Below are 23,506 nucleotides of genomic sequence, written 5' to 3' on the forward strand. Positions count from 1 at the left end.
GCCAGCTGGCACCGGGCCTCCGGTCAGGATGGTGGTCGCGCCTACGGCGCCATGATCACCTGGGGCGTGCCGGTGGCGGCCGCGGGACCCATCTCGTCCGCGATGCGGTTCGCCTCGTTGATGAGCGTCTGGACGATCTCGGCTTCGGGCACGGTCTTGACGACCTGGCCCTTGACGAAGATCTGCCCCTTGCCGTTGCCGGAGGCGACGCCGAGGTCGGCCTCGCGCGCCTCGCCCGGACCGTTCACGACGCAGCCCATGACGGCGACGCGGAGCGGGACGGTCATGCCCTCGAGCCCCTTCGTGACGTCGTTCGCGAGCTGGTAGACGTCGACCTGGGCGCGGCCACAGCTCGGGCAGGAGACGATCTCGAGCTTCCGCTCGCGCAGGTTGAGCGACTGCAGGATCTGCAGGCCGACCTTGACTTCTTGCGCGGGCGGGGCGGAGAGCGACACGCGGATGGTGTCGCCGATGCCCTCGGCCAGCAGGATGCCGAACGCGGTGGCGCTCTTGATGGTGCCCTGGAACTCCGGCCCGGCCTCGGTCACGCCGAGGTGCAGCGGCCAGTCACCAGCGGCGGCCAGCTGGCGGTAGGCCTTCACCATGACGATCGGGTCGTTGTGCTTGACCGAGATCTTGAAGTCGTGGAAGTCGTGCTCCTCGAACAGGGAGGCTTCCCACACGGCGGACTCGACGAGCGCCTCGGGGGTGGCCTTGCCGTACTTCTGGAGCAGGCTCGGCTCGAGCGACCCCGCGTTCACACCGATGCGGAGCGAGACGCCGGCGTCCTTGGCAGCCTTGGCGATCGCGCCGACCTGGTCGTCGAACTTGCGGATGTTGCCCGGGTTGACGCGGACCGCCGCGCAGCCGGCGTCGATCGCCTGGAAGACGTACTTCGGCTGGAAGTGGATGTCGGCGATCACGGGGATCTGCGACTTCTTCGCGATGATCGCCAGCGCGTCGGCGTCGTCCTGCGTGGGCACGGCGACCCGGACGATGTCGCAGCCCGACGCCGTGAGCTCGGCGATCTGCTGCAGCGTCGCGTTGATGTTGGTGGTCTGCGTCGTGGTCATCGACTGCACGGACACCGGGGCGTCGCCGCCCACGAGCACCTTGCCGACCCGGATCTGCCGCGACTTGCGACGCGGAGCGAGGGTTTCGGGGGACTTGGGCATACCGAGGTTGACTGCGGGCACGTGAGCACTCTACGCGCTCGGTCTGACCATGCCGGCTCTGGTCCCCGTGGGTCCGTTCAGAGCTCCCTGACCGAGTCCACGACCGTGATGAGCGGGGCGTAGAGCCGCATCACCGCGAGGGCCCGGTCGTGGTCCGCGTCGCTGGCGCCGGCGCAGGCGTCGGCCACGACCGTCACCGTCGCGCCGGCATCCGCCGCCGCCAGCGCGGTCGACAGCACGCAGCAGTCGGTCGACACCCCCGTGAGCACCAGGTGCGGATGGTCGCCGACGACGGCCTGGAGGCCCGTCCCCCACTTGCCGAAGGTCGGTTCCGTGACGACGGGGTCGTTCCGGTCCGCGGCAGCAGACGCGAAGGGCTCGGTGAGCGCGTACAGCGGGTCGGCGTCCGGGAGCAGAGCGAATGGCCATTCGCGGTAGTACGGCACCCACGCACCCTCGGGCTGGACCGGGGCGACGAAGCGGGTGAAGACCGTGCGACCGGTGAACCGGGGCAGGAGCCGTTCGATGCCGGCGCCGGCGTGGTCGAAGCGCGGTGCCGCCCACGGGTTCTCGCCCGTGAAGACCTGCTGCATGTCGATGACGACGAGCCAGGCGTCGTCGGGGACCTCCGCGCTCATCGCAGGTCGTCCGGGGTGCCGAGTGCTTCCGGGGTGCTCAGTGCTTCCTGACGGCGGGTCGACCCACGCGCGAACAGCAGCGTGCCGAGGAACCCGACCAGCAGGGCGACGAGGACGCCGAGGTTCGCGTACGCCCAGGCCCCTCCGCGTCCGCCGAGTCCGAACGGGCCGAGCAGGTAGCCCTGCCAGTTCAGCCACGCGGGGACGCCGTACGTGTTCGTGACCAGACCCCAGCCGAGCACCGTGCCGAGCACGACGAGCGCGATCGGCAGCCACCGGACGTCTCCGTAGCGCCCGCGGCGATCGTCGAGCTCCGCCTCGGCGTAGGCGCGACGACGGAGCAGGACATCGGCGACGAAGATGCCGGCCCACGCGGCGATCGGCACGCCGAGGGTCACGAGGAACGCCTGGAACGGCTTCACGAAGCTCTCCGAGAAGAAGGCGATGTACACGGCGCCGGCGACCATGAACGCACCGTCGACCCCGGCGGCGACCGGCCGTGGGATCTTCACGCCGGCGCTGAGCAGCGCGAGGCCCGACGAGTAGATGTCGAGGACGGCTCCCCCGACGAGCCCGAGGATCGCCACGATCGCGAACGGGATGAGGAACCAGATCGGCAGGATCGTGGTGAGCGCGCCGATCGGGTCGTCCTGGATCGCCGCGTTCAGGTCCGGCGAGGACCCGGCGAGCAGGACGCCGAAGACCACGAGGATCGCCGGCGCCAGTGCGCCGCCGAGGGTCGTCCACCCGACGACACCACCGGTGGACGCGCCTCGCGGCAGGTACCGCGAGTAGTCGGCGGCGGCGTTCACCCAGCCCAGGCCGAACCCGGTCATCACGAGCACGAGCGCCCCGATGACGTTCTGGGTGCTGCCGGACGGCAGGGCACCGAGCGCCGCGAAGTCGATCGTCGGCGCGGCGAGCACGATGTAGACGACGGTCAACACGGCGGTGACGACGGTGATCACGGTCTGCAGGCGCATGATCACGTCGAACCCGGCGATCCCGGCGCCGACCACGAGCGCTGCGACGACGATCAGCGCGACGACCTTCGTCAGCACCCCGCCGTCCCAACCGAGCTCGGTGAAGACCGTCGAGGTCGCCAGGACCGCCAGCGCGGCGAGCGAGGTCTCCCACCCGACGGTGAGGACCCAGCTGAGGAACGAGGGCACCCGGTTGCCGCGGACCCCGAACGCCGCTCGGCTCAGCACCATGGTCGGCGCCGAACCGCGCTTGCCGGCGATCGCGACGATGCCGCACAGCAGGAACGAGAACACCACCCCGATGACCGAGACGATCGTCGCCTGGGCCAGCGAGATACCGAACCCGATGACGAACGACCCGTACGCGATGCCGAGGACGGAGATGTTCGCCGCGAACCACGGCCAGAACAGCCCCCTCGGGGAGCCCTTCCGATCCGACTCGGCGATGACGTCGAGCCCCTGTCGTTCGACGGCGCGAACCTCGGGAGGGTTCGTGGCGGCTGTGCTCATGCGCTGAGCGTAGTGGCTCCGAGCGCTACCCGAACAGGTTCACAGGTCGGACGATGTCGGCGTAGATGAGCAGCGCGCTCATGCCCGCCAGCAGCACCACGACGACCATCGTCAGCGGCATCGTCTTCGCCAGGTCGATGGGCCCCGGGTCGGCCTTGCCGACGAGCTTGAACGACCGTCGTTTGATCGCTTCCCACAGCGCGCCCGCGATGTGCCCGCCGTCGAGCGGCAGCAGCGGCACCATGTTGAGCACGAACAGGCCGATGTTGAGCGAGGCCAGCAGCCCGAGGATCGTGTACGCCTTGTCGACCACGGGGACACCGCTCATCGACGAGACCTCCCCGATCGCACGACCGACACCGACCACCGACACGGGGCTGTCCTGCGACCGCTCCTGCGCACCGAACGCGGCGTTCCACACCGCGACCAGACGCTGCGGCAGGTCGATGATCAGGTGCGCCGACGCGGCGATCTGGGCGCCCGTCGCGGGCAGGACCGCGGCCGGGGACTGCCGCACCAGGGACTGACCGATGCTGACGCCGACCACGCCGACGCGCTGGGTCTTCGTGGTGCCGTCGTCGTTCTTGACGACCTTCCCCTCGGCGTCGTAGACGTCACGGGTGGCGGTCGTCGGGGTGATCTCGAGCGTCTTCCGCGCGCCGTCGCGGTCGACGACCACGGTGACCTGCTCACCCGCGGACTCCTGGAAGACCTGGGAGACGCGCGTGATCGTGGGGTCCTGCTCGCCGTTCACCGAGAGCACGACGTCGCCGGAGGCGATGCCGGCCTGCTTCGCCGGGGACACGGCGTCGCCGGGCGAACACTCGGTCGTCCGGCTGTTCGGCAGGACGCAGCCGACACTCGACGTGAAGGTCGTGGTCGGTGCCCCGAACCCGCACAGCAGCACGCCGAACAGCACGATGCCGATCACCAGGTTCATCGCCGGGCCGGCGACCATCACGATGATCCGCTTCCACGGCGTCAGGCGGTAGAAGGCGCGGGAGTCGTCGCCGCCGGAGTCCGCGATCTGCTCGGCGCTGGCCTGACGGGCGTCCTGCACGAACGCGCTGTACATCCCCGTGTTCGTGATCTCGCGGCCCGAAGCGCGCGGCTTGAGCATGCCCACCATCGAGATGTACCCGCCCAGCAGGATCGGGCGGATGCCGTACTCGGTCTCACCCCGCTTGAACGACCACATCGCCTTGCCGAAGCCCAGCGAGTACTGCGTCACCTTGACGTTGAAGAGCTTCGCGAAGGACAGGTGCCCCAGCTCGTGGAGTCCGATCGAGACCAGCAGGCCGATGATGAAGACGACCACGCCGAGGACGAAGAGCAGGACGGATTCGACGGTCACCGGGAAAGAGTACGGGACTGATTCCATGACGGAGCCGAGCGCCGTCTGAGAGGCGAGCTGGGCCTCCAGGCCGGTGCGTCACGTCCGCGGTCTGCCGCCTCCGCGTCGGACGGGAGGCGCGACCCGCGTCAGCGGGTCAGTGCGCGGTCCGCAGCGGTGCGCGCCCACTGCTCCGCAGCGAGCACGCCGTCGAGTGACGGCTCCCCCGCGGTGTGCTCCTCGACGATGCGCTCGACCGTGTCGACGATGTCCAGGAAACCGATCGCGCCGGCGTGGAACGCGGCGACGGCCTGCTCGTTCGCGGCGTTGAACACGGCCGGGAACGTCCCCCCCAGTTCGCCCACGCGCTTCGCGAGGGCAACGGCTCCGAAGGCGTCCTGGTCGAGGGGCTCGAACGTCCACGTGCTCGCGGTCGTCCAGTCGAGCGGGACGCCGACGCCGGGCACGCGGTCCGGCCAGGCCAGGCCGAGCGCGATCGGCAGCCGCATGTCCGGCGGCGATGCCTGGGCGATGGTGGAGCCGTCGACGAACTCGACCATCGAGTGCACGATCGACTGCGCGTGCACGGTGACGTCGATGCGGTCGTACGGCACGCCGAAGAGCAGGTGCGCCTCGATGACCTCGAGCCCCTTGTTCACCAGGGTCGCGGAGTTCGTCGTGACGACGAGTCCCATGTCCCAGGTGGGGTGCGCCAGCGCCTGGGCGGGGGTGACGTCGCGGAGCTGCTCACGGGTGCGCCCGCGGAAGGGACCGCCGCTCGCGGTGAGGACGAGCCGCTGCACCTCGGTGTCGGCGCCGGAACGGAGCGCCTGCGCGATCGCGGAGTGCTCGCTGTCGACGGGCACGATCTGCCCGGGCGCCGCGGCCTGCTGCACGAGCGAGCCGCCGACGATCAGGCTCTCCTTGTTGGCGAGGGCCAGTGTGGCACCGCTCTCGAGCGCCGCGAGCGTCGGACCGAGGCCGACGGAGCCCGTGATGCCGTTCAGGACGACGTCGGCCTCGACGCTGCGGACGAGCTGCTCCGAGTCGGCCGCACCGAACGCCGTGTCGCGGACGCCGAACCGGGCGGCCTGCTCGGCGACCAGTGCACGGTTGCTGCCGGCAGTGAGCCCGACGACCTCGAACCGGTCGGGGTTGCGGGCGACGACGTCGAGCGCCTGGGTGCCGATCGAGCCGGTGCTGCCGAGGACGACGATGCGCCGACGCTCCGGACCGGCGCTGCCGACGCGGTCGTCCGTCACGGTCAGCCCTTGGCGAGGATGTCGACGACGAAGACGAGCGTGGCGTTCTTCGGGATGCCCGAGCCCTCCCGCGGGTTGGCGCCGTAGGCGTCCTCCGGCGTGGCGACGATGAGCACCTGCGAGCCGACCTTCTGGCCGACGAGCCCGGTGACGAAGCCCTTGATGAGCGCGCTCTCCGAGACGGTGAAGGTGGTGGGGACGCCCTTCGACCACGAGGAGTCGAACTCCTTGCCGGTGTCGTAGACGACGCCCTTGTACTGCACGAGCGCGGTGTCGCCGTCGGCGATCGCGGCGCCGTCGCCCTGCTTCAGCACCTCGACCGTGGTCTTCGTGGGTGCCTTCACGCCCTTCGGGACCGTGATCTCCGGCTCACCGGAAGCCTTGTCCTTGACCGTGGGCAGTCCCGGGTCCTGGTCCTGCGGGGTGCCGTTCGCCTTGGTCGGGGTCTGCGCGACGACGTCGGCGACCACGACGATCTCGCCGCCGGTGTTGAAGCCGAGTGCGGAGGACTGTCCGACCGCGGCGATCCGGTCGCCGACCTTCGAGCAGGCCAGGAGCGCGCCGAAGCCCTTGCCACCGACGGAGAGCACCTGCGGGTTGCCCTCGTCGAAGCCGACGGTGCCGAGCTTCTTGGCGTCGGACGCCTCGTACACGCTGTAGGAGACCTGCGCGTAGTCGCCCTCGTCGAGGGACGCGCCCTTGCCCTGCACGAGCCGGGTGGCCTGCGGGGTCTTGGCGGACAGACCGGACGCGAACTTCACGGTCGGCGCCTGCGCTCCCCCGAACGCCCCGGTCGCCTTGATCGAGTCGGACGACTTGCCGGGGTCGGGGCACGAGGTGATCGCCGAGGCCGTGGCACTGGCCGACGGGGTCGGCGAGGCCGAGGGCCCGCTCGAACCGGAGCCGGAGCAGGCGGCGAGTCCCAGCACGACGGCGGGGACGATGGCGATCGGGAGCAGGCGGAGACGCTTCACGGGAACCTAGTCTGCCCCACCAGCCGAAGAGTCCCCTGCCAATGACGCAGGTCGGACGACCAGCTGCGGCTCGTGGTGCACCGGGAACGCCACCGACCGCGCGATGAAGCAGAGCTCGTTGGCCGTGGTGTGCGCGGCCTCGGCGTCCGCCACCCGGTCGGCCTCGAGGATCGTGACCACCGGGTGCAGGGTCGCCTCGGTCAGCTCGCCCGACCCGTCGCGGTTCAGGCGGAGCGACGCGGTCGCGGTGTCCCGGTAGTCGACGACGGTGAAGCCCTTCGTGACCGCGACGTGCAGGTAGCTGAGCATGTGGCACTGGGCCAGTGCCGCGACCACCATCTCCTCGGGGTTCCAGCGATCTCGGTCCCCGCGGAACGTCGGGTCGGCGGAGCCGGGGACGTCGGGCTTGCCGGTGGCCGAGACGACGTGTTCGCGGCCGTAGTCGCGGTACCCGGAGGTGCCGGTCCCGCGGTCGCCGGTCCAGCTGACGGAGACCTCGTAGGAGTGGTCGTGCACGGGTGCGCCCCTTCGCCTTGGCTAGCATGGCGGCATGACGGTGAGCCCCGAAGTCCGCAGTGATCGCCATCCTCTCACCGCCGACGGTTCCGTCGAGTTGGCGGTGCTCGAACGCTCAGGGTTCGACGAGAGCCGACACGTCGGCGCCGGCGTCGTCGTCGACGCGACCGGCACGGTGATCGACTCCGTCGGCGACGTGACCGCGAGCATCTACCCGCGTTCCACCATGAAGCCGTTCCAGGCGCTGGCGGTCCGACGAGCCGGTGCGCTGTTCTCCGACGAGGAGCTCGTCCTCACCACCGCGAGCCACGCCGGCACCGCCGCGCACCAGGCGCTCGCCCTGCACATGCTCGAGTCCTTCGACCACGTCGAGGCCGACCTCGGTTGCCCGCCGGACATGCCCTTCGACCGCGGGACCGCCCGCACGATGGACGGCCCCCGCCGACTGGCCATGAACTGCTCCGGCAAGCACGCCGGCATGCTCGCCGCCTGCCGGGTGAACGGGTGGGACGAAGCCACGTACCTGGACACGGAGCACCCGTTGCAGCAGCGGGTGCGTTCCGTGGTCGAGGAGTACACGCACGAGTCCGTCGACCTGGTCGGCACGGACGGCTGCGGCGCTCCCGTGTTCCCGCTGAGCCTGACCGGGCTCGCGCGCGGGTTCGCCGGGGTCGTGGCACGGGCCGACGACGACTCCGCCGCCCTGACCGACGCGGTCCTGGCCCACCCGTGGGCGATCGACGGCGTCGGACGTGCGAACACGGTGACCATCGAGCGGCTGCAGGTGCTCGCGAAGTTCGGTGCCGAGGGCGTCATGGTCATGGGGTTGCCCGGCGGTGCGGCGGTCGCGGTGAAGGTGCTCGACGGCTCACAACGGGCCGGCACCCTGGCAGCCCTGGCCCTGCTCGAGCGCAACGGGCTCGTCGCGGCCGACGGGGTGGCCGACGTGCTCGAGGCGACCGGTGAGCGGGTCCTCGGTGGCGGTGTGCCCGTCGGGACGGTGCGCGCGGGCGCCGGGCTGCGCTGATGCTCGGTCGTCGCTGATCGATCGGCGCCCCCGTCTGGCGCGCTTCCTCAGCCGGTGCCGACGGGGTCGAGGTCGAGCAGCGGGAGCGCCGGGGCGACCCGGACGACGTCGTGGTCGTCGGATCGGCGGACGGAACAGCCGTACCGCGTGACCTCGACTGTGACGTCTCGTTGTCGGGGCACCGATCCGAGTCCGGCCACGAGCACCACGGTGCCGAGCGGTCGGCCGCCCTCGTCCATCCACACCGCGACCGAGGTGCCCCGCGGCAGGGTGCACGGCGAGGGCTCGTCGCTGGTCGGTCCCCCGGCGTCGAGGAGTCCGGGCGCGACGGCCCACCGCAGGTCGTCCCCGTCGTGGACGGCAGCGGCACGGAGCTGCTCGGCGAGCCCGCGGAACACCGCGAGAGCCAGTGCCCCGGTCCCGACGACCGCGACGTGTGACGCCGCATCGACCCGGACCACGTGATCGCCGGGACCGTGTCCGAGGACGAGTGTGGGTGACCCACCATCGGCGTCGGGGACGAGGGCCGCCGGCGGTTGCAGCACGTGGAGGCGTTCCGACGTGTCAGGAGGTGTGCCCGGAGCACCGACCCGGTCGGGGATCGACGGCGCGACGACCACGACCGGACGGTCCGCCGGGAGCGCCGACGCGGAACGGTGGAGCACCACGTCGACCAGGGCGCAGCACGCGCCTGCGCCGAGCAGGACACCGTGCCCGACGCCGCTGAGCGGCGCGAGGACGCCGACCACGACGAGCGCGACCGCGGCCCCCACGACCACGCAGCGAGCGGTGAACCGGGACATGTCCCCATCGCACCAGGAACCGGGTGCCCCGCGCTGGTCAGGGAGCGGATCTGTGGAGAAGTGCCCTACTGCACCAGGAAGAACTGCTCACCGATGTCGACGCGCGCGCCCCGCTCGACGCGGTACCGGCGACCGGGCTCGCAGCGGCGGATGGATCCGTCGATGTGCCGGACGACCGTGCCGTTGCCGGAGAACCGGTCCGAGACCCACAGGTCATCGCCGTCCCGGCCGAGCTCGAGGTGGGTCTTCGACACGGACTTGCCCGGATCGTGCACGGTCAGCAGGTCGTCGTAGCGCTCCCCCGGCTGCGGTCGGGGCAGTCGACCGAGGAGCCCGGTGCCGTGCACGCCGAGCCGCTCACCCGTGCTGAAGTGCAGCACGAACGGAGCCCGGGTCGGGGTCTTCGCGACGATGCGGGTCTCGTCGACGTCCTCGTCGAGGTCGTCGACTCCGGCGTTCGAGTCCGGCCGGTCAGCAGGTTGCAGGGGCAGCGCCGGTCCGGTCACGCCCGGGATCGGGGGCAGGGGCGCAGCGAGCGGTGCGCCCGTGGTCGTGGTGGACGGCGCCGAGGACGGCGCGGCGACGGAACCCGGCACGGGTGGGATCGGCGAATCCGCGACGAAAGGCGCCCCGCGCGGTGTCTCCGATTCGGTCTCCGGTGCAGCGTGCGCCCCGCGGGGGCGTCCGCCCGGACTCGACTGCTCCACGTCGGCGGGGACGGACTCGTCGTCCGCCTGGATCTCGTCATCCGGCTCGTCGAGTGCTGCGTCGTCGGCAGACCCGTCTGGGTCCGCGGGCTCGTCCGCACTGCTGTCGTGCCCGTCGTCCCGGTTCGTGGCGGTGCTCGCCTCGGACGGCTCGGTGCCGGCGGTGTCGTCCGCTGCCCAGTCGGGCCGGGTCATCGGCAACGGCATGACCGGGCCGGTGAAGGCCGCGGTCACGGCGGGCCGGACCGCCCCGCACTCACCGCAGAAGATGTCGTCCGGCTCGAGCCGGTTGCCGCAGACGTGGCAGATGGTCGTCTCGTGCATGCCCGGTGTGACGAGCGGGGCCGGACGCGGCGGACGGCGGTCGATCAGCGGTTCGACCACGGCGGTGTCCCCGGGCTGCGGGGGCGACACGACGGGCGACTGGTCGTCGTCGGCAGCGGTCTCCGAGGCGGCGACGGTCAGGTGGTCCGGCTCCGGCGCGGAAACGACCGGCGCCTCGGACGCACGCGCGGAAGCCGGAGCGTCCTGCTCGGCGACCGGTTCGGACGGTGCTCCTGGCATGGGCGGGACGACCGGCTCGGCGGGTGCCTCGGCGGCGGCAGGTGCGCCCCGGCCCACCCACCAGGACGGACCGGCGGCTGCTGCCGGCGGTGCGGAGTCGGCTGGCGGTGCCCAGACGGGCAGGGAGGGCTCGGGCGCGACAGGCGCGACGGGAGCGACAGGAGCGGCTGGCGGAGACGGCACCGGCTGTTGCACGGTGGGCGCATCGGCGTCGTTCGCCGGCGCCGCGGGTGTCGCGGGTCGACCGGATGCCGGGGCGATCCGGGTCCGCTCGGGGTCGTCGGCGTCGAGCGGGTCGGACGCGTAGGCGTCGGGGTCCAGGACCGGCTCGGCCGCTGACCGGTCCGCCGCACCCGACCAGTCGTCGAGCCCCGACCCGGCACCGTGCACGTGCGAGGGCGCCTGTCGTGGGGCGAGGTCATCGGGACGCTGCACCGGCACGGGGGCCGGCGGTTCCTCGCCGCGGCGGTCGGCACCGGTGAGCCAGGCACGGGTCGCGGGGTCGAGCGTGGATTCGGGCAACCAGGCGTCGGAGGCGGGGTCGGATCGTCGGCCGTGCGCGTCGGGCTGCTGCAACGGCGGCGGCGGTGCCTGCTCGACGGGGGTCGGCGCGACCGGGCGACGGCTCGCCGCAGCGGTTACCGCGCGGCCGCACTCACCGCAGAAGATCGCCCCGTCCGGGAGCATCGATCCGCAGTGTTCGCATCTGATCACGTGGTGCCTCTGTCCTCACTCGGCCGACCACGACGCTCGTCCGGCCTCTGGACATCGTAGTCGCCGCGCCCCGGTGCACCCTGGCCGCCGGTCCCCCGACGAGCCCGCGCCGTCGGACGCCGCAGCGTTCCCCGCAGGGACCGGAGCGAGACCGCCGTGCGGAACCGCTCCCGGCGGGTGCGGTCGCGGCGCAACGAGCCGATCGCGTCGTCGGTCGCGGACCACATGCGGTCGGCGGTGGTCTGGTCGGGGTCGCTCGGTCCGAACACCGCGCGGTCGGCCAGCGCAGCGAGTCCGGTACCGCCCTCGCCGGGTGCGCCGACGACGGCTTCACGACGAGTGGCGGAACGCCGCACGTCGTGCCCACGGTCGAGCAGCTGGTCACGGTACTCGTCCCAGGCACCGACGATGCGGCCCCGCGGCGAGGCGGCGTTCCGCCGTCGGCGCCGTCGCAGTCGCTTCAGCAGCACGATCACGGCGAACGGCAGGAGCACGAGTGCGACCACGCCGAGGGTCCCGAGTGCCCAGGGCAGCACCGCGAGCAGGATCTGGAGCCAGAGCGGCTGCACCGGCGGCGTGTTCCGGTCGCTCTCCGGAGGCGCCTGCTGGTCCTGGTCCTGCTGGTCCACCGGAGGCGGCGGCACGACGGTCTCCGGCCGGGTCACCGGCTGCGGGGTCTGCTGCTGCTCGTTCGGGATGTCGCGCACCTCGGGGTTCGGGTTGAGCATCACCCATCCCCACTGCGCGGTGTCCACCTCGATGCGAGCCGTCACGTCGGACCCGCGGAAGGTCGTCGTCCCCCCGCGCTGTGCGGTGCCGTTCCGGCCCGAGTCTCCCCCGGCGGTGAAGCCCATCACGACCCGTGCGGGGAACCCGATATCGTCCGCCATGAGTGCGGCCGCCGCGGCGTACTGCTCCTGGTCGCCGATCATCAGGGGTGCGGTCAGGAGTTCCTGGACCCGGTCGGCGCCGTGGCCCGACCGGCTCTTCCGGTCGTCACCGACACCGTGGCTGACGTACCCGTTCCGCTGCAGCGCCTGCAGCGCGGCGAGGAGCTTCGCCCCGGGCGCCGACACGTCCTTCGTGGTCGACTCGACGGTGTCGCGGACGGCGTCGGGGACGTCCCGCGCGGTGGGCACGGCAGCGCTCCCCGGCCGGGCGGTGGCGAGCTGCCGTTCGGTCGGCTGGTCGGGCAGCACCGCGGTGAGGTCGTAGGAGGTGCCGTCGCCGACGCCGCCCACCACCGCGCCGGTGCTGGTCGACCTGTTGTAGAAGAACGCGCCGCGCTCGTCGTCGGCGTCCTTCCCGGTGAACTGCACACGTTCCAGGTCGCCGACGGTGGGCAACCAGACACCGCGGTAGCCGTCGACGGTCACCCCGACGTCGACCGTGGTGCCCCGGACACCCCGGACGTCGACCGCGGTCGGCACCCGTTCGAAGGTGCCCGAGCCGGCCGAACCGTCGGACCCGCCGACGCGGTAGACCACGCCGTCGTACGTGTCGAGCGTCGCGACGCGGACGAACCCGTCCTTCGGCAGACCGGTCACCCGGAGCTGGGTGGCGTCCGATGCCGTCGACTCCTCGTAGGCACGGAACCCGCTGAGCGGACTGACGTAGTCGCGGGGGTCGAACGGCTTCACGACGTCGGTGCGCGCGACCGTGCGGTCCCCGGACGGCGGAGCGACCAGGCCGAGACCGGTCGCCACGACCGCCGCGGCCACGATGGTCCCCGTGCCGACGAGCGCCGGACGGACGATCGATCGCGCGACCGGCACACGGGAACCGATGGTGGTGGCCACCGCGACCGCGCGACGCGCGTGCCGCACCGTCAGCGCCCAGACGAGCGCGATGCCGACCAGGACGACGGCCGTCACGATCGACGTGTCGAGCCGGCTCGGCCCGACGACCACGCCCACCGCGAAGAGCACGAGTGCCGGGATGCTCGCGAGTTCCTGCCTGGAGGCGCGGGTCGCCACGCTCACGGCGGTCACCGTGGCGACGAGCAGCGTCACGAAGTACGGCACGAGCAACGCTTCGTACGACCCCACGGGCAGGCTGATGGTCACCAGCTGCTTCCAGCCGAGGGCGACGCCCGCGAAGAGGTCGAGGAATCCGCGCCCGGTGGGCAGCAGGCCGTTGGCCTGACTCGGCACGGCGGCGGGGACACCGCTCACCGTGAAGGCGGCGACCGTCGCGATCGCCACGACGGCCGTCGGCAGCCGGAACAGGGTGCCGAGGAGCGCGACGACCGTCCCGATGACGATCGCGGTGACCGCCGCGGTGAGCATCGCTGAGTCGCGGTACACCGGCCACCACGACGCGCTCGCGACGGCCAGCAGCAGCCAGACCGCCAGGGTGCCGCCGGCGAGCCGGAACGGGACGAGCCGTCGGGCATCGCGACGGTCCGACCGTCGCGTGGAACGCCTCGCCCGGTCCGCCGAGGGTGCCGGGGTGGTCACGGGTGCGGCGCTCACGCTGCCGACGCCGATCGGTGCAGGGCGTGCCGGAGGTCGTCCAGGTAGCCGATGGTCATCACGGTCAGGCCGGCGACCCGCAGGAACCGGGGCTGGGCCTCGGGCTCGCAGATCACCGCGACGACCTCCACCCCGACGGGGAACCGGGTTGCGGCGAGCCGCAGGGCGGGCAGGCCGACGGTGGACCCCACCACGAGGAACGCGACGGAGATGCCCTCGGTGTCGCTGCCGACGATCCGCGAGACCTCGGCGATGGGCAGGCAGGCGTCGGCGAGGCCGACCGAGGCGAAGTCGTCGAGCAGGCGCGTGGGCGTCACGGTCGGGAGCGTCCGCACGGCGTAGACGGCGCGCTTGGCGAACTCCGGGGTGCGCTGCGACACCACGACCGAGACCTCACGGCCGTCACGGATCGCCCGGGCACCGAGCGACGCCGCGGCGCTCACCGCGAGCTCGAACTCCTCGTCGTCGGCGAACTCGCCGCGGGCGATGCCGAGCGCGACCACGAGGTGCGAGCGTCGGGTGTCCTCGAACTGCCGGACCATGAGCGCGCCGGACTTGGCGGTCGACTTCCAGTGGATGGTGCGGGGGTCGTCACCGGGCATGTACTCGCGGATCGCGTGGAAGGCGATGTCCGACGGCGACAGGTCGGTCGTCGCCTGCCCCTCGAGGTCGCGCACCAGGCCCGTGCTCGTCGACGGGATCGCGATCGTGCGCGGGTGCACGATGACCTGCTCGCGGGCGGTCCAGACGACCTCGCGGCGGACGAGCCCGACCGGGTCGGCGCGGACCCCGGTCACGGGACCGACGTCGAGCACCCCGCGGCGGAGCGTGGGGACGGGAACCTGCCGCTCGAACGTGCCCTGCGGCCCGATGGCGGGGATCGCCACGTCCACGAGGCCCGATCCGACCGGCACCTCGACGGTCGTCGGCACCGACGGCAACCGTGTGGGGTTCTCGGCCGTGACGATCACACCGGCCTCGTCGCCGACCGCGACGCGGTGCTGCGGCAACCGCATCCGGATCGCGAGCCGCGACCGGCCGATCAGCGCCACCGCAGCGACGACCGCGAGCACCGCACCGGCGAACCCGACGACGACGATCTCCCGCAAGCCGAACCGGTAGCCGGCCACGAACGCGACGAGCGTCAGCGCGGCGACCGTCCACCCGAGCCCGGTGACGACGGACGAGACCTCGCCCCAGAGACGCAGGACGAACCTCCAGGCCGTTGCCCAGATCCGGACGATCCCGATCACCGCATCCGCTGCGACGCCGTCGCGGTCACCGACGATGCGCGTCCGGACGTTGGTCATGCCGGTGACGGTCCCCGTGCGCTCGTACGCCGTCGTGCCACGACGCGACCGCGTCGAGGACGGACGGCGCGAGCGCGTGGAGACGGACCGGCGGTCCGTCACGTCGTGACTCGGTCGGCGGGCGGCGGGGTCTCCACCAGCAGCTGTGCGATGACGCTCGGTGCGCTGACGCCGTCGAACTCGGCCTCGGCGTCGAGCACCAGGCGGTGTGCGAGGACGGGGACCGCAAGCGCCTTCACGTCGTCCGGGGTGACGTAGTGCCGGCCGCTCAGCGCCGCGAAGACGCGGGACGCACGGATCAGGCCCATCGCACCGCGGACGCTGACGCCGAGTCGGACCTCGCTCGCCGAGCGGGTCGCGTCGACCAGGCGGGCGACGTAGTCGGCGATCACGGCGTCGACGTGCACGGTGCGCGCCAGGGCCGCCATCTCGGTGATGGTCGCGGCGGGCACGACGCTCGCCAGCGGGACCGACGCCGAGGGAGCCGACGAGGTCTCCAGGATCTTCACCGTCGCGGCGTGGTCCGGGTAGCCGATCGACGTCTTCATCAGGAAGCGGTCGAGCTGCGCCTCGGGCAGGCGGTACGTGCCGGCCTGCTCGATCGGGTTCTGGGTCGCGATGACCATGAACGGCGCAGCGAGACGGTGGTTGACGCCGTCCACCGTGATCGCGGACTCCTCCATCGCCTCGAGCAGCGCGGACTGGGTCTTCGGGCTGGCACGGTTGATCTCGTCGGCGAGCACGATGTTCGCGAAGACCGGCCCGCGGTGGAAGTCGAACTCCTGCGTCCGCTGGTCGTAGACGCTGATGCCGGTGATGTCACCCGGCAGCAGGTCGGGGGTGAACTGGATGCGGTTCGTGGTGCCCTGCACGCTCTGCGCCATCGCCCGGGCCAGGCTCGTCTTGCCCGTGCCGGGGACGTCCTCGAGGAGCAGGTGTCCCTCGCTCAGCATCGCCGTGACCGCGAGGCGGATCACGAACGTCTTCCCGAGGAGCACCTGCTCGACGTTGGTCACGATGCGGCCTGCGACGTCGGCGAACCAGGTGGCCTGCTCCGGGGTCATGCTCATGCGGGATGGTCCTTCGGTCGTGGCGGGAGGTGCGGCAGAGGGCTGGTCGGGGCGGCGGGGGTCAGCCGCCGGGGGCGGGTTCCGGGGCCGGTTGCTCTGGCGGAGGTTCCGGGGCGGCTGCGACCGAGAACGGTTCGGTCGCTTCGCCGGCCTGGGTCGAACCGGATCCGTCCGTCGCGCTGACGTACGCGCGGACCTTGACGGACTTGGCGAAGAACGGTGGTTCGGGAGGAGTTTGCCCAGCGTCCCAGCTCGATGTCGTGGGGAATCCGTCACCGTCGTCGCTCGCGTACCAGTACGCGGTGTACCGCACCGTGATCCCACTGCCGCTGGGGCCCGTCACGGCGATCGCCTGTCCTTGCTGGGCGGTCGTGACCGTCAGGTTCGCATCGAACGCGGTGGCGTTCCCCGTCCAGGAGTCAGCATCAGACGTGCAGAAGCTGCTCCCTGGGCCGCCGCATGCGCGGAGGGTCAGGGGTGCTGAGACGTTGCGGGCGCCGGACCCGGGCACGCCCGTCCACGTCTGGCCAGGCTGGAGCGTGATCGGCTGTCCGCCGGTCTCGAGCTGGTAGTGATGTGCAGGCCGCGACGGGGCGGTGACGCTCACGTTCCAGAGGTTGGTGCCAGCCGGCACGACGTCAACCGAGGGTCTGCCGGTTCCCGACGGGCGTTCGTAGGTCACGGCGTCGACGTACTCGACGTTGCAGAAGTAGCCGTTGGTCACGGTCACCGCGTACCGGGTCGACCCACCGCCGACACCCGAGTCGCGCGTCGGACTCGAGCTGCCGAGTGAGTTCGAGGAAGGCGAAGCGCAGTTCACGTTGCCGGAACGGAACACGGCGTAGCGGAGCCCCGAGCCGCCCGCGGCATCACCGGCGCTCCAGGTCACGGTCACGGTCGACCGACCCGAGGAGTCTGCCTGGTCTCCGGCGACCGCCTGCAGGTTCGTCGGCTTGCCGGGCGTCCCGACAGCGCTGCCGGTCGCGGACGCGGAGTTCCACTGCACGACGGTGCCGTTGCGGTCGGCGTCGTTGCGGGCCGACACGGTGACCTTGTACTGGGCAGCACTCTGGGCACCGGTGAACGAGGTGTTCGTGGCGGTCCCGGTGTGGCGAGTGGTCGACAGGCCCGGGCCCTCGATCGACACGATGTAGTCGTCGACCGCGCTGCCGTTGTTCGGCGCGGACACCTTGCCCCACTTGACGTCGAGCTGGTTCGGCGTCGACTTGCTCGGCGTGACGGTGATGCCCTTCGGCGGTGCCGGCACGAAGTCCGCGCTCACCGGGGCCGAGCGGGCCGAGGGCTTCGAGTCGCCGATCGCGTTGGTCGCCACGACCTGGAACCGGTAGGACGCCTTCGGGTCGAGTCCCGTGAGCGTGCACACCGTCGCGGTGCCGCAGTTCTTCGAGACACCGTTGGTCCCGACGACGCGGTAGCCGGTGATGGGCGAGTTGTTGCCCTGCGGCGTCGACCAGGTGAGGGTGGCCTGGCCACCGTCGTAGGAGCCGGTCCGGCTGGGCGCACCGGGGGCATCGGGAACGTCCTGCACCGAGATCGTGACGTCGCCCCAGACGTAGCGGTCGGGATCGTTCGTCGCGTCCGCCACCTGGTACTGCAGGTGCGCGTCGCCGGGCTTCGCGGTGGCTGCGACCGAGACCTGCAGGCGGGTGCGGTCACCGCTCGGGGTGACGGTGACACCGCTCGGCAGCCCGCCGGACAGTCCGCGGATGTTCACCACGCGCAGACGCTCACCCGGGAACGGGTTGGTCGGCTGGTCGTTCGTGAGCACGTCGATGGTGGTGGTCGCCCCGCGTTTGGTCACCGAGCGGTCGGCGCCGGGCTGCACCACCGGTCGTGTGGAGGCGACGACACCGACGGTGACCGTCCCGGCACGCCCGGCGTTGGCGTCGTCGGCGACACCGATCCCGACGGACGCCGTCGTGTTCTTCTTCGCGGTGTCGGCGACCGAGATCGTGAGCTGCTGCTTCGCGATCGACGCGGTCGTCCCCGCTGCGGGCCGCCCGACGATCGAGTACCGGAGTTCCGGCAGGTCCTTCGGGTACGGGTAGTCGGTCAGCTTCGTGAGGTCGATCTTGCGGGTCTCCCCCGGCTGCATCTCGACCGAGGAGCCCGTGAACGCCGGCGGCTGGTTCGACCGGGGCGTCACCGTGATCGGCAGCACGAGTGTGGCGACGCGTCCCTTGCCGCCGTTCGCCGACGACCCGTCGGTGACCTCGAACGAGATCGACGCCCTGCCGTAGTAGAGCTTCGCCGACGTGAACTGCAGCGTCGACGAGTCCACCACGAGGCTCTGCCCGTTGGCGTGGGTGGCCTTGACCGTGCCGCGGTCGGTGATCTTCGCGGTCTTGCCGTTCGCGGTGACGACGAAGTCCTGCAGCGGGATGCGGACGGTCGCCTCGCTCTTCACCGTGACCGCGCCCGCGCTGCGGTTGATCTGGGGCAGGGCATCGTCGAAGCCCGGCACGTTGATGAAACCGTAGGACACGATGTCCGGATGGTCGATCCGAGCGACCGAGAACGGGATCACCTGCGAGTCGTCGGTCAACCGCACGGTGATGCGGCCGTCGTCGGTGGGCTTCGCCGTGTCGCCGTAGCCGGGGACGACGCCGACCCGCAGGTCGGCCGCGGTGCCCTCGGCGAAGAAGACGTTGTCGAGCACGTCGACGGTCACGCTCTGCCGGTGCAGGATGTCCTGCAGGTCGAGGGTGGTGTCGTCGACCTCGGGCCGGAGCGGCTGGGCGTCCGGGTCGACGGTCACCGTGAGGAAGGCCGTGCTCGATCCCCCGCTGGTGTTCGCGACGGTGTACAGGACCGCGAAGTCACCGCTCTTCGCCGACTTCGGGGGCGTGACGCGGATCTGCTGCTTGCGGAGGATCTTCGCGGTGACGTCCTCTGCCGTGGGCTCCGCCTGTGCGACGGTGAGCTGCCCACCCTCGGGGTCGGAGTCGTTCTGCAGGACGCGCACCGTGACCGAGCCGCCCGGCCGGATGGTGACGTGGTCGGCCTCGGCCACGGGGTTCGACGCCTGCTCGGCGCGCGGCGCGATGCCGACGCGCACGGTGCCGCTCGCACGGGCGCCGAGAGCGTCCACCACGGTGTAGGTGAACTCGTCGGTGCCGGCTGAGTAGTCGCCGGCCTCGTAGGTCAGGGCGTCCGCGGCCACGTCGGTGACCGATCCCTTGTCGGGGTTGGAACCCACGCCGACGAGCTGGACGGAGTCGCCGTCCGGGTCGATCCCGTTCAGGGGCACGCTGACCCGCACCGACGACCCGGCGACGACGCGCGCGGTGACGGTCTGCGGGACCGGCGGGTTGTTCGTGGCGGCGTCGCGCTCGCGCACCGAGATCGACACGGCGGCGTCGGCGTACTGGCCGTCGGGCCCGGCGACCCGGTAGACGGCGGTGTAGTTGCCCGGCGTCTTCGGGGCGAGGTACCGCAGGTGGTCACCGGAGACGAACAGCAGCCCGCCGTCGCCCGGCACGTTCTGCACCAGCTCGGGCTGCAGCGTCAGCGGCTCGCCTTCTGGCTGGGTGTCGTTGTCGAGCACGTCGATGTTCGCGACGTCGCCCACACGCACCGTGGAGCTGTCCGGTTGGGCGACCGGTGGCTGGATGCGGTCTGGCTTCGGGATCTCGACGACGGTGATCGTGCCAGGGGACGACGCCAGGCCGTTGGTCTCGGTGTACCCGAACGAGACCGGTCCGTCGAGCGGTGCCGTGAGGGTGACCCGGACCGTGTGCTGGTCGAGGATGCTCGCCTGCACGCCGCTGCCGCGTCCGGGGCCGTCGAGCGCCGTCACGAGCAGCACGCCGCCCGCCGGGTCGATGTCGGTCGCGGTGACGTCGGTGTCCTTCGAGGACAGGGTGTTGACGAACACCGTCTTCGGCGTGGTGATCGGCGCCGTCGACGCGTCCGGTGGCGCGAGGACGGTCACACGGACGATGCCGCTCGACGTCTTCACGCCGTCGGTCACCGTGTACTCGAGCTGGTGGTCGCCCGCCCGTTCACCCTGCACGCGGAACGTGCCGGCGTCGTAGCTCGGGGTGACGGTGAGGCCGGACGCCGAGGACACACTCGTCAGCGTCACGGTGCCGTTGCCGCCCCGCACGTGGTCGAGCGGCTCGACCGTGAACGCCTTGCCCGCGTAGCCGGACACGGGGAACGGATCGGCACGCAGCGGGACGGTGCCCTGCTTGGCCACCCGGACCGTCACGGCGCCCCGGCCGTCCGCGCGTCCGTCGCTCACGACCAGCTGCACGGACCGTTCGCCGGTCCGACCGCTGTCGTTCCGGAAGTCGAGCAGACCGTCGGGCGTGGTGGACACCCGGTCGCCGTTCGACGCCGTGGCCGACTCCAGGTACACCGGGTCGCCGTCCGGGTCGACCCAGTCGCCGAGGACGTTCGTCACGACGTGCCCGTTCTGGACGACGTCGGCAGAGGTGTCGCGCACCTGCCGCGGTGCTTCGTTCTGGCTGTCGGGACGGACGGTGACCCGGACGGTCGCGGTGTCGGAGCCGCCGTTGCCGTCGGTGATCGTGTACGGGAACGTCACGGTTCCGGTGGCGCGCGACGACAGCGTCACCTGCAGGCGTTGGCCGTCGCCGACGATCGCGACGCGGCCGGCGGACTTCGAGATGGTGCCGACCTTGCTCACGATGATCGGGTCACCGTTCGGGTCGTAGTCGTTGAGCAGGACCGGGAGGCTCGTGGTGCGTCCCGGACGAGCGCCCAGTTCGTCGTCGACCGCGACCGGCGGCTTCTGGTCCTTGTCGACCTCGGGGTCGTCGTCGGAGACCTGCTCCCGTTGCTGCTGGTCGTCCCGCTTGATCAGGTCGGCCCAGTTGTCGATGAGCTGACCGCTCCGGTCGATGGCCCAGGAACGGCCGCTCGTCGGGTCGTTGGCGACGACGGTGTCGCCGTTGTGCAGGATCTGCAGTTCGCTCGTGCCGCCGGTGCTCGCCAGCCGCTGCAGCGCGTTGCCGTCGCAGGTGTCGATCGCCTCTCCGCCCGCCCATGCCGCGTAGGTGCACGATCCGTCGACGTAGGGCCGGGCGGCGCGTCCGGAGACCTGGAGCGCGGTGGCGTCCACGGCACCGGAGGCGCTGACCCGGACCAGGCCCGCTGTGCCGGCGACGGTCACCTGGGCCGTCGTGTCCGACGAACGCTGCAGCGCCGGCGACGAGCCCACCCGGTCACCGAGCTCGACGGTGCGGCCGTCGACCGACAGGGCACCGCTCGTGCGGTCGAGCACGGCGAGGTGCCCGTCGAAGGTCGCGACCTGGAAGTCGTCGCCGCGGTCCATCTTGACCTTCCACCGTTGGTCGACGGTGAGCGTCGTGCCGACGTCGACGAGCGATGCGGTCCCGGTCTTCGCGGAGTAGACCGCGACGTGCCCGTCGGAGGCGTCGAAGACGGTGTCGGCGCCGAGGGTCAGGTCGGCCTTGGCCGACGCGTCGAACTCGGCGAGGTCGCTCGCGGGTGTGGCCCAGAGCTCGCCCGTGTCGGCGTTGCCGATGACCGCGGTGTCACCGGCGAAGAAGACGTGTGGCGTCCCCGCCGGCAGGGTGATGGCGTCGCCGACGGTGGCGTCGGCGACGTTGACCTGTGCGACGGTGCCCTTCGTCTCGTCGACGCTGTAGACGGTGGATCCACGCTGCAGCACCGAGAGGTCGTCGCTGGCCGTCTCGACCGCGGTGTTGAGCTGCAGGATGCCGGTGTTCGCCCGTCCGACGGCGCCGTACTTGGCAGAGGGCACCCACACGGTGCCGTCCCCGAGGTCGACGCGCTGCGTGTGGTACCCGGTGGACACGATGGCGGTGGTCGCGACGACGGCGGCGACGAGCACCGAGACGCCCGTCGTCACCGCGGCGGAGCGGTGCTTCGCGAGGAGGGCGCGGATCACCCGGCGCTCCCGATCGTCGCGCACTTCTGCGCACTCGCAGCGCCCGTCTTGCCGTCCCGGTTCACCGCGACGGCGATGCACTCCTCGTCGCCCCGGTCACCGGAGACGACGAAGGTCGTGCCGGTCTGCTGGCTCGAGGAGCCGTTCGACGAGATGACGTAGGTGTCGCCGCTGCGCAGGCCCGGGTCGGTCCAGCTGAACGACACCGACTGCGGGGACGTCTCGGCGCGGAGTTCGGCGACGACGGGGATCGCCCCGGCGCCGAGTCGTCCGACGACGACGACCGTGGCGACGGCGAGGGCGGCGACCACGACGACGGTGAGGGAGGTCGCCCAGACCAGGGTCGAACGGCTCCGGCGGCGGCTCCGCGTCACGGAACCGGTGCGGTGCACCGTGCCGACGCTGTGGCCGCCGCCGGCCACGACACCGCCCTGCACGGCGCGTCGGGTCCGGCGGCGGCCACCGACACGGGTCGGCGGCTGCAGCTCACGGATCATCGTGCGGTCGCCGTGTGGGGTCGGTGTGGAGATCGCCCAGGCCTCGACCGCGACGTCGGCGGACGTCTGCGGGATGCCGAGCTCGGCCTCGACCTGCTGGAACCCGCGCACGAGCTCGATCACCGACGCCGGGCGCCCCTGCGGCTTGCGCGAGAGTGCCGAGGCGAGCAGGCGCTCGAGCGAGGGCGGCACGTCGGTGCGTCCGGTGGGCTTCACCCCGCCCTTGTCGATCCGGTGCATCAGGTCGTTCGCGCCGTTCTTGCCGCCACGGACCTCGAACGGGCTGCGCCCCGCCAGGAGCGAGTAGACGGTGGCAGCGAGCGAGTACACCTCGGACTGGATCGTGCCGCGCGACTCGTCGATCAGGACCTCGGGGGCCGACCACGGGATCGACATGCCGATCGGCTCGTCCGGGTCGGTGCCGCCGATGGTCGCGGCGATGCCGAAGTCGGAGAGCACGGGGTTGCCGTAGGCGGTCAGCAGGATGTTCGACGGCTTGATGTCGCGGTGCAGCACGCCCTCGCGGTGTGCGGTCTCGAGGGCGGATCCGATGCGGATGCCGATCGACAGCACCTCGGAGACCGGGATCGGTTCGCGACGGTACCGCTCGCTGAGCGACGACGAGCAGAGCTCCATCACGAGGTACGGGCGACCGTCCGCCGCGACGCTCGCCTGCAGGACGGTGAGGATCGACGGGTGCGTGCTCAGCCGGGCCATCAGGTTGGCCTCGGCCTGGAACATCTGCCGGACACGGTCGTCGACGACCTCGTCCAGCAGCACCTTGACCGCGACCTGGCGCCGGGGCATGTCCTGCTCGTAGAGGAAGACGTCGGCGAAGCCACCGGACCCGAGGACGTGCACGGGACTGAAACCGCCGATCACGGGCGGGTTGGACGGCAGGCGTCTCGCCATGGTCCTCTCCTCCCCCCGGCCGAGCGGCCAGCTCTCTCGACGTGGCCATGTCATTGTACGAAGCGTGGGTGACCGACATTCCGCACGTCGGTCCCCCACCGGTCGACGTGTTCC

The 23,506-nt window shown here is 71.7% G+C and carries 15 protein-coding genes and 1 pseudogene; 1 reads left to right on the plus strand and 15 read right to left on the minus strand.

What is annotated here, in order from left to right; genetic code table 11:
* Positions 1-41: 41 nt before the first annotated feature.
* The 7 genes from ispG to H489_RS21565 form a co-directional block, all read right to left on the minus strand.
* Positions 42-1,196, minus strand: a complete 1,155-nt coding sequence (gene ispG / locus H489_RS21540) for a flavodoxin-dependent (E)-4-hydroxy-3-methylbut-2-enyl-diphosphate synthase (protein WP_171907786.1) — start codon at positions 1,194-1,196, stop codon at positions 42-44.
* A 56-nt stretch (positions 1,197-1,252) separates the two neighbouring features.
* Positions 1,253-1,813 carry a cysteine hydrolase family protein gene (locus tag H489_RS21545; protein WP_017885726.1) on the minus strand — a complete coding sequence of 187 codons (561 nt, stop codon included), beginning with the start codon at positions 1,811-1,813 and terminating at the stop codon, positions 1,253-1,255.
* Entirely contained in the window at positions 1,810-3,306 is a 1,497-nt protein-coding gene (locus H489_RS21550; protein WP_017885727.1) for a purine-cytosine permease family protein, read from the minus strand. Before H489_RS21550 ends, H489_RS21545 begins: the two co-directional genes overlap by 4 nt.
* 25 nt (positions 3,307-3,331) lie before the next feature.
* Entirely contained in the window at positions 3,332-4,660 is a 1,329-nt protein-coding gene (locus H489_RS21555) for a M50 family metallopeptidase (protein ID WP_017885728.1), read from the minus strand.
* A 128-nt stretch (positions 4,661-4,788) separates the two neighbouring features.
* The gene (gene dxr, locus H489_RS21560; protein WP_017885729.1) at positions 4,789-5,901 is read right to left on the minus strand and encodes a 1-deoxy-D-xylulose-5-phosphate reductoisomerase; all 1,113 of its coding nucleotides are present in this window, start codon (positions 5,899-5,901) and stop codon (positions 4,789-4,791) included.
* A 2-nt stretch (positions 5,902-5,903) separates the two neighbouring features.
* On the minus strand, positions 5,904-6,875 hold the full coding sequence (locus H489_RS0118210) for an FKBP-type peptidyl-prolyl cis-trans isomerase (protein ID WP_017885730.1): 972 nt from the start codon (positions 6,873-6,875) through the stop codon (positions 5,904-5,906).
* Positions 6,876-6,881: 6 nt separating this feature from the next.
* Complete coding sequence (locus tag H489_RS21565) at positions 6,882-7,391, minus strand: OsmC family protein (protein WP_017885731.1); 510 nt, start codon at positions 7,389-7,391, stop codon at positions 6,882-6,884.
* Between the two features lie 34 nt (positions 7,392-7,425).
* Here H489_RS21565 and H489_RS21570 point away from each other — a divergent pair, with 34 nt between their 5' ends.
* The gene (locus H489_RS21570) at positions 7,426-8,418 is read left to right on the plus strand and encodes an asparaginase (protein WP_051067348.1); all 993 of its coding nucleotides are present in this window, start codon (positions 7,426-7,428) and stop codon (positions 8,416-8,418) included.
* 47 nt (positions 8,419-8,465) lie between these two features.
* Here the strand turns inward: H489_RS21570 and H489_RS21575 are convergent, their stop codons facing one another.
* The 8 genes and pseudogenes from H489_RS21575 to H489_RS21605 all read right to left on the minus strand — a co-directional run bounded on the left by H489_RS21575 (position 8,466) and on the right by H489_RS21605 (position 23,392).
* Positions 8,466-9,221: a hypothetical protein gene (locus tag H489_RS21575; RefSeq protein WP_017885733.1), complete on the minus strand. Its 756-nt coding sequence runs from the start codon at positions 9,219-9,221 to the stop codon at positions 8,466-8,468.
* Between the two features lie 65 nt (positions 9,222-9,286).
* Positions 9,287-11,014, minus strand: a complete 1,728-nt coding sequence (locus tag H489_RS36565) for an FHA domain-containing protein (protein ID WP_200860505.1) — start codon at positions 11,012-11,014, stop codon at positions 9,287-9,289.
* A 123-nt stretch (positions 11,015-11,137) separates the two neighbouring features.
* Positions 11,138-11,206: pseudogene (locus H489_RS38800) on the minus strand (zinc-ribbon domain-containing protein); the annotation flags it as partial.
* Positions 11,203-13,680, minus strand: a complete 2,478-nt coding sequence (locus tag H489_RS21585; protein ID WP_017885734.1) for a DUF3488 domain-containing protein — start codon at positions 13,678-13,680, stop codon at positions 11,203-11,205. The pseudogene H489_RS38800 and the gene H489_RS21585, both read right to left, overlap by 4 nt.
* Positions 13,677-14,990, minus strand: coding sequence for a DUF58 domain-containing protein (locus H489_RS21590; protein WP_040418733.1), 1,314 nt, complete (start codon positions 14,988-14,990; stop codon positions 13,677-13,679). Before H489_RS21590 ends, H489_RS21585 begins: the two co-directional genes overlap by 4 nt.
* Positions 14,991-15,088: 98 nt before the next feature.
* On the minus strand, positions 15,089-16,060 hold the full coding sequence (locus H489_RS21595) for an AAA family ATPase (protein ID WP_017885736.1): 972 nt from the start codon (positions 16,058-16,060) through the stop codon (positions 15,089-15,091).
* A 61-nt stretch (positions 16,061-16,121) separates the two neighbouring features.
* Positions 16,122-21,983: an Ig-like domain-containing protein gene (locus tag H489_RS21600; RefSeq protein WP_017885737.1), complete on the minus strand. Its 5,862-nt coding sequence runs from the start codon at positions 21,981-21,983 to the stop codon at positions 16,122-16,124.
* The gene (locus tag H489_RS21605; RefSeq protein ID WP_031259111.1) at positions 21,980-23,392 is read right to left on the minus strand and encodes a serine/threonine-protein kinase; all 1,413 of its coding nucleotides are present in this window, start codon (positions 23,390-23,392) and stop codon (positions 21,980-21,982) included. Before H489_RS21605 ends, H489_RS21600 begins: the two co-directional genes overlap by 4 nt.
* Between the last annotated feature and the right edge of the window lie 114 nt (positions 23,393-23,506).

It is taken from the genome of Curtobacterium flaccumfaciens UCD-AKU (genome assembly GCF_000349565.1).
Lineage (GTDB): Bacteria > Actinomycetota > Actinomycetes > Actinomycetales > Microbacteriaceae > Curtobacterium > Curtobacterium poinsettiae.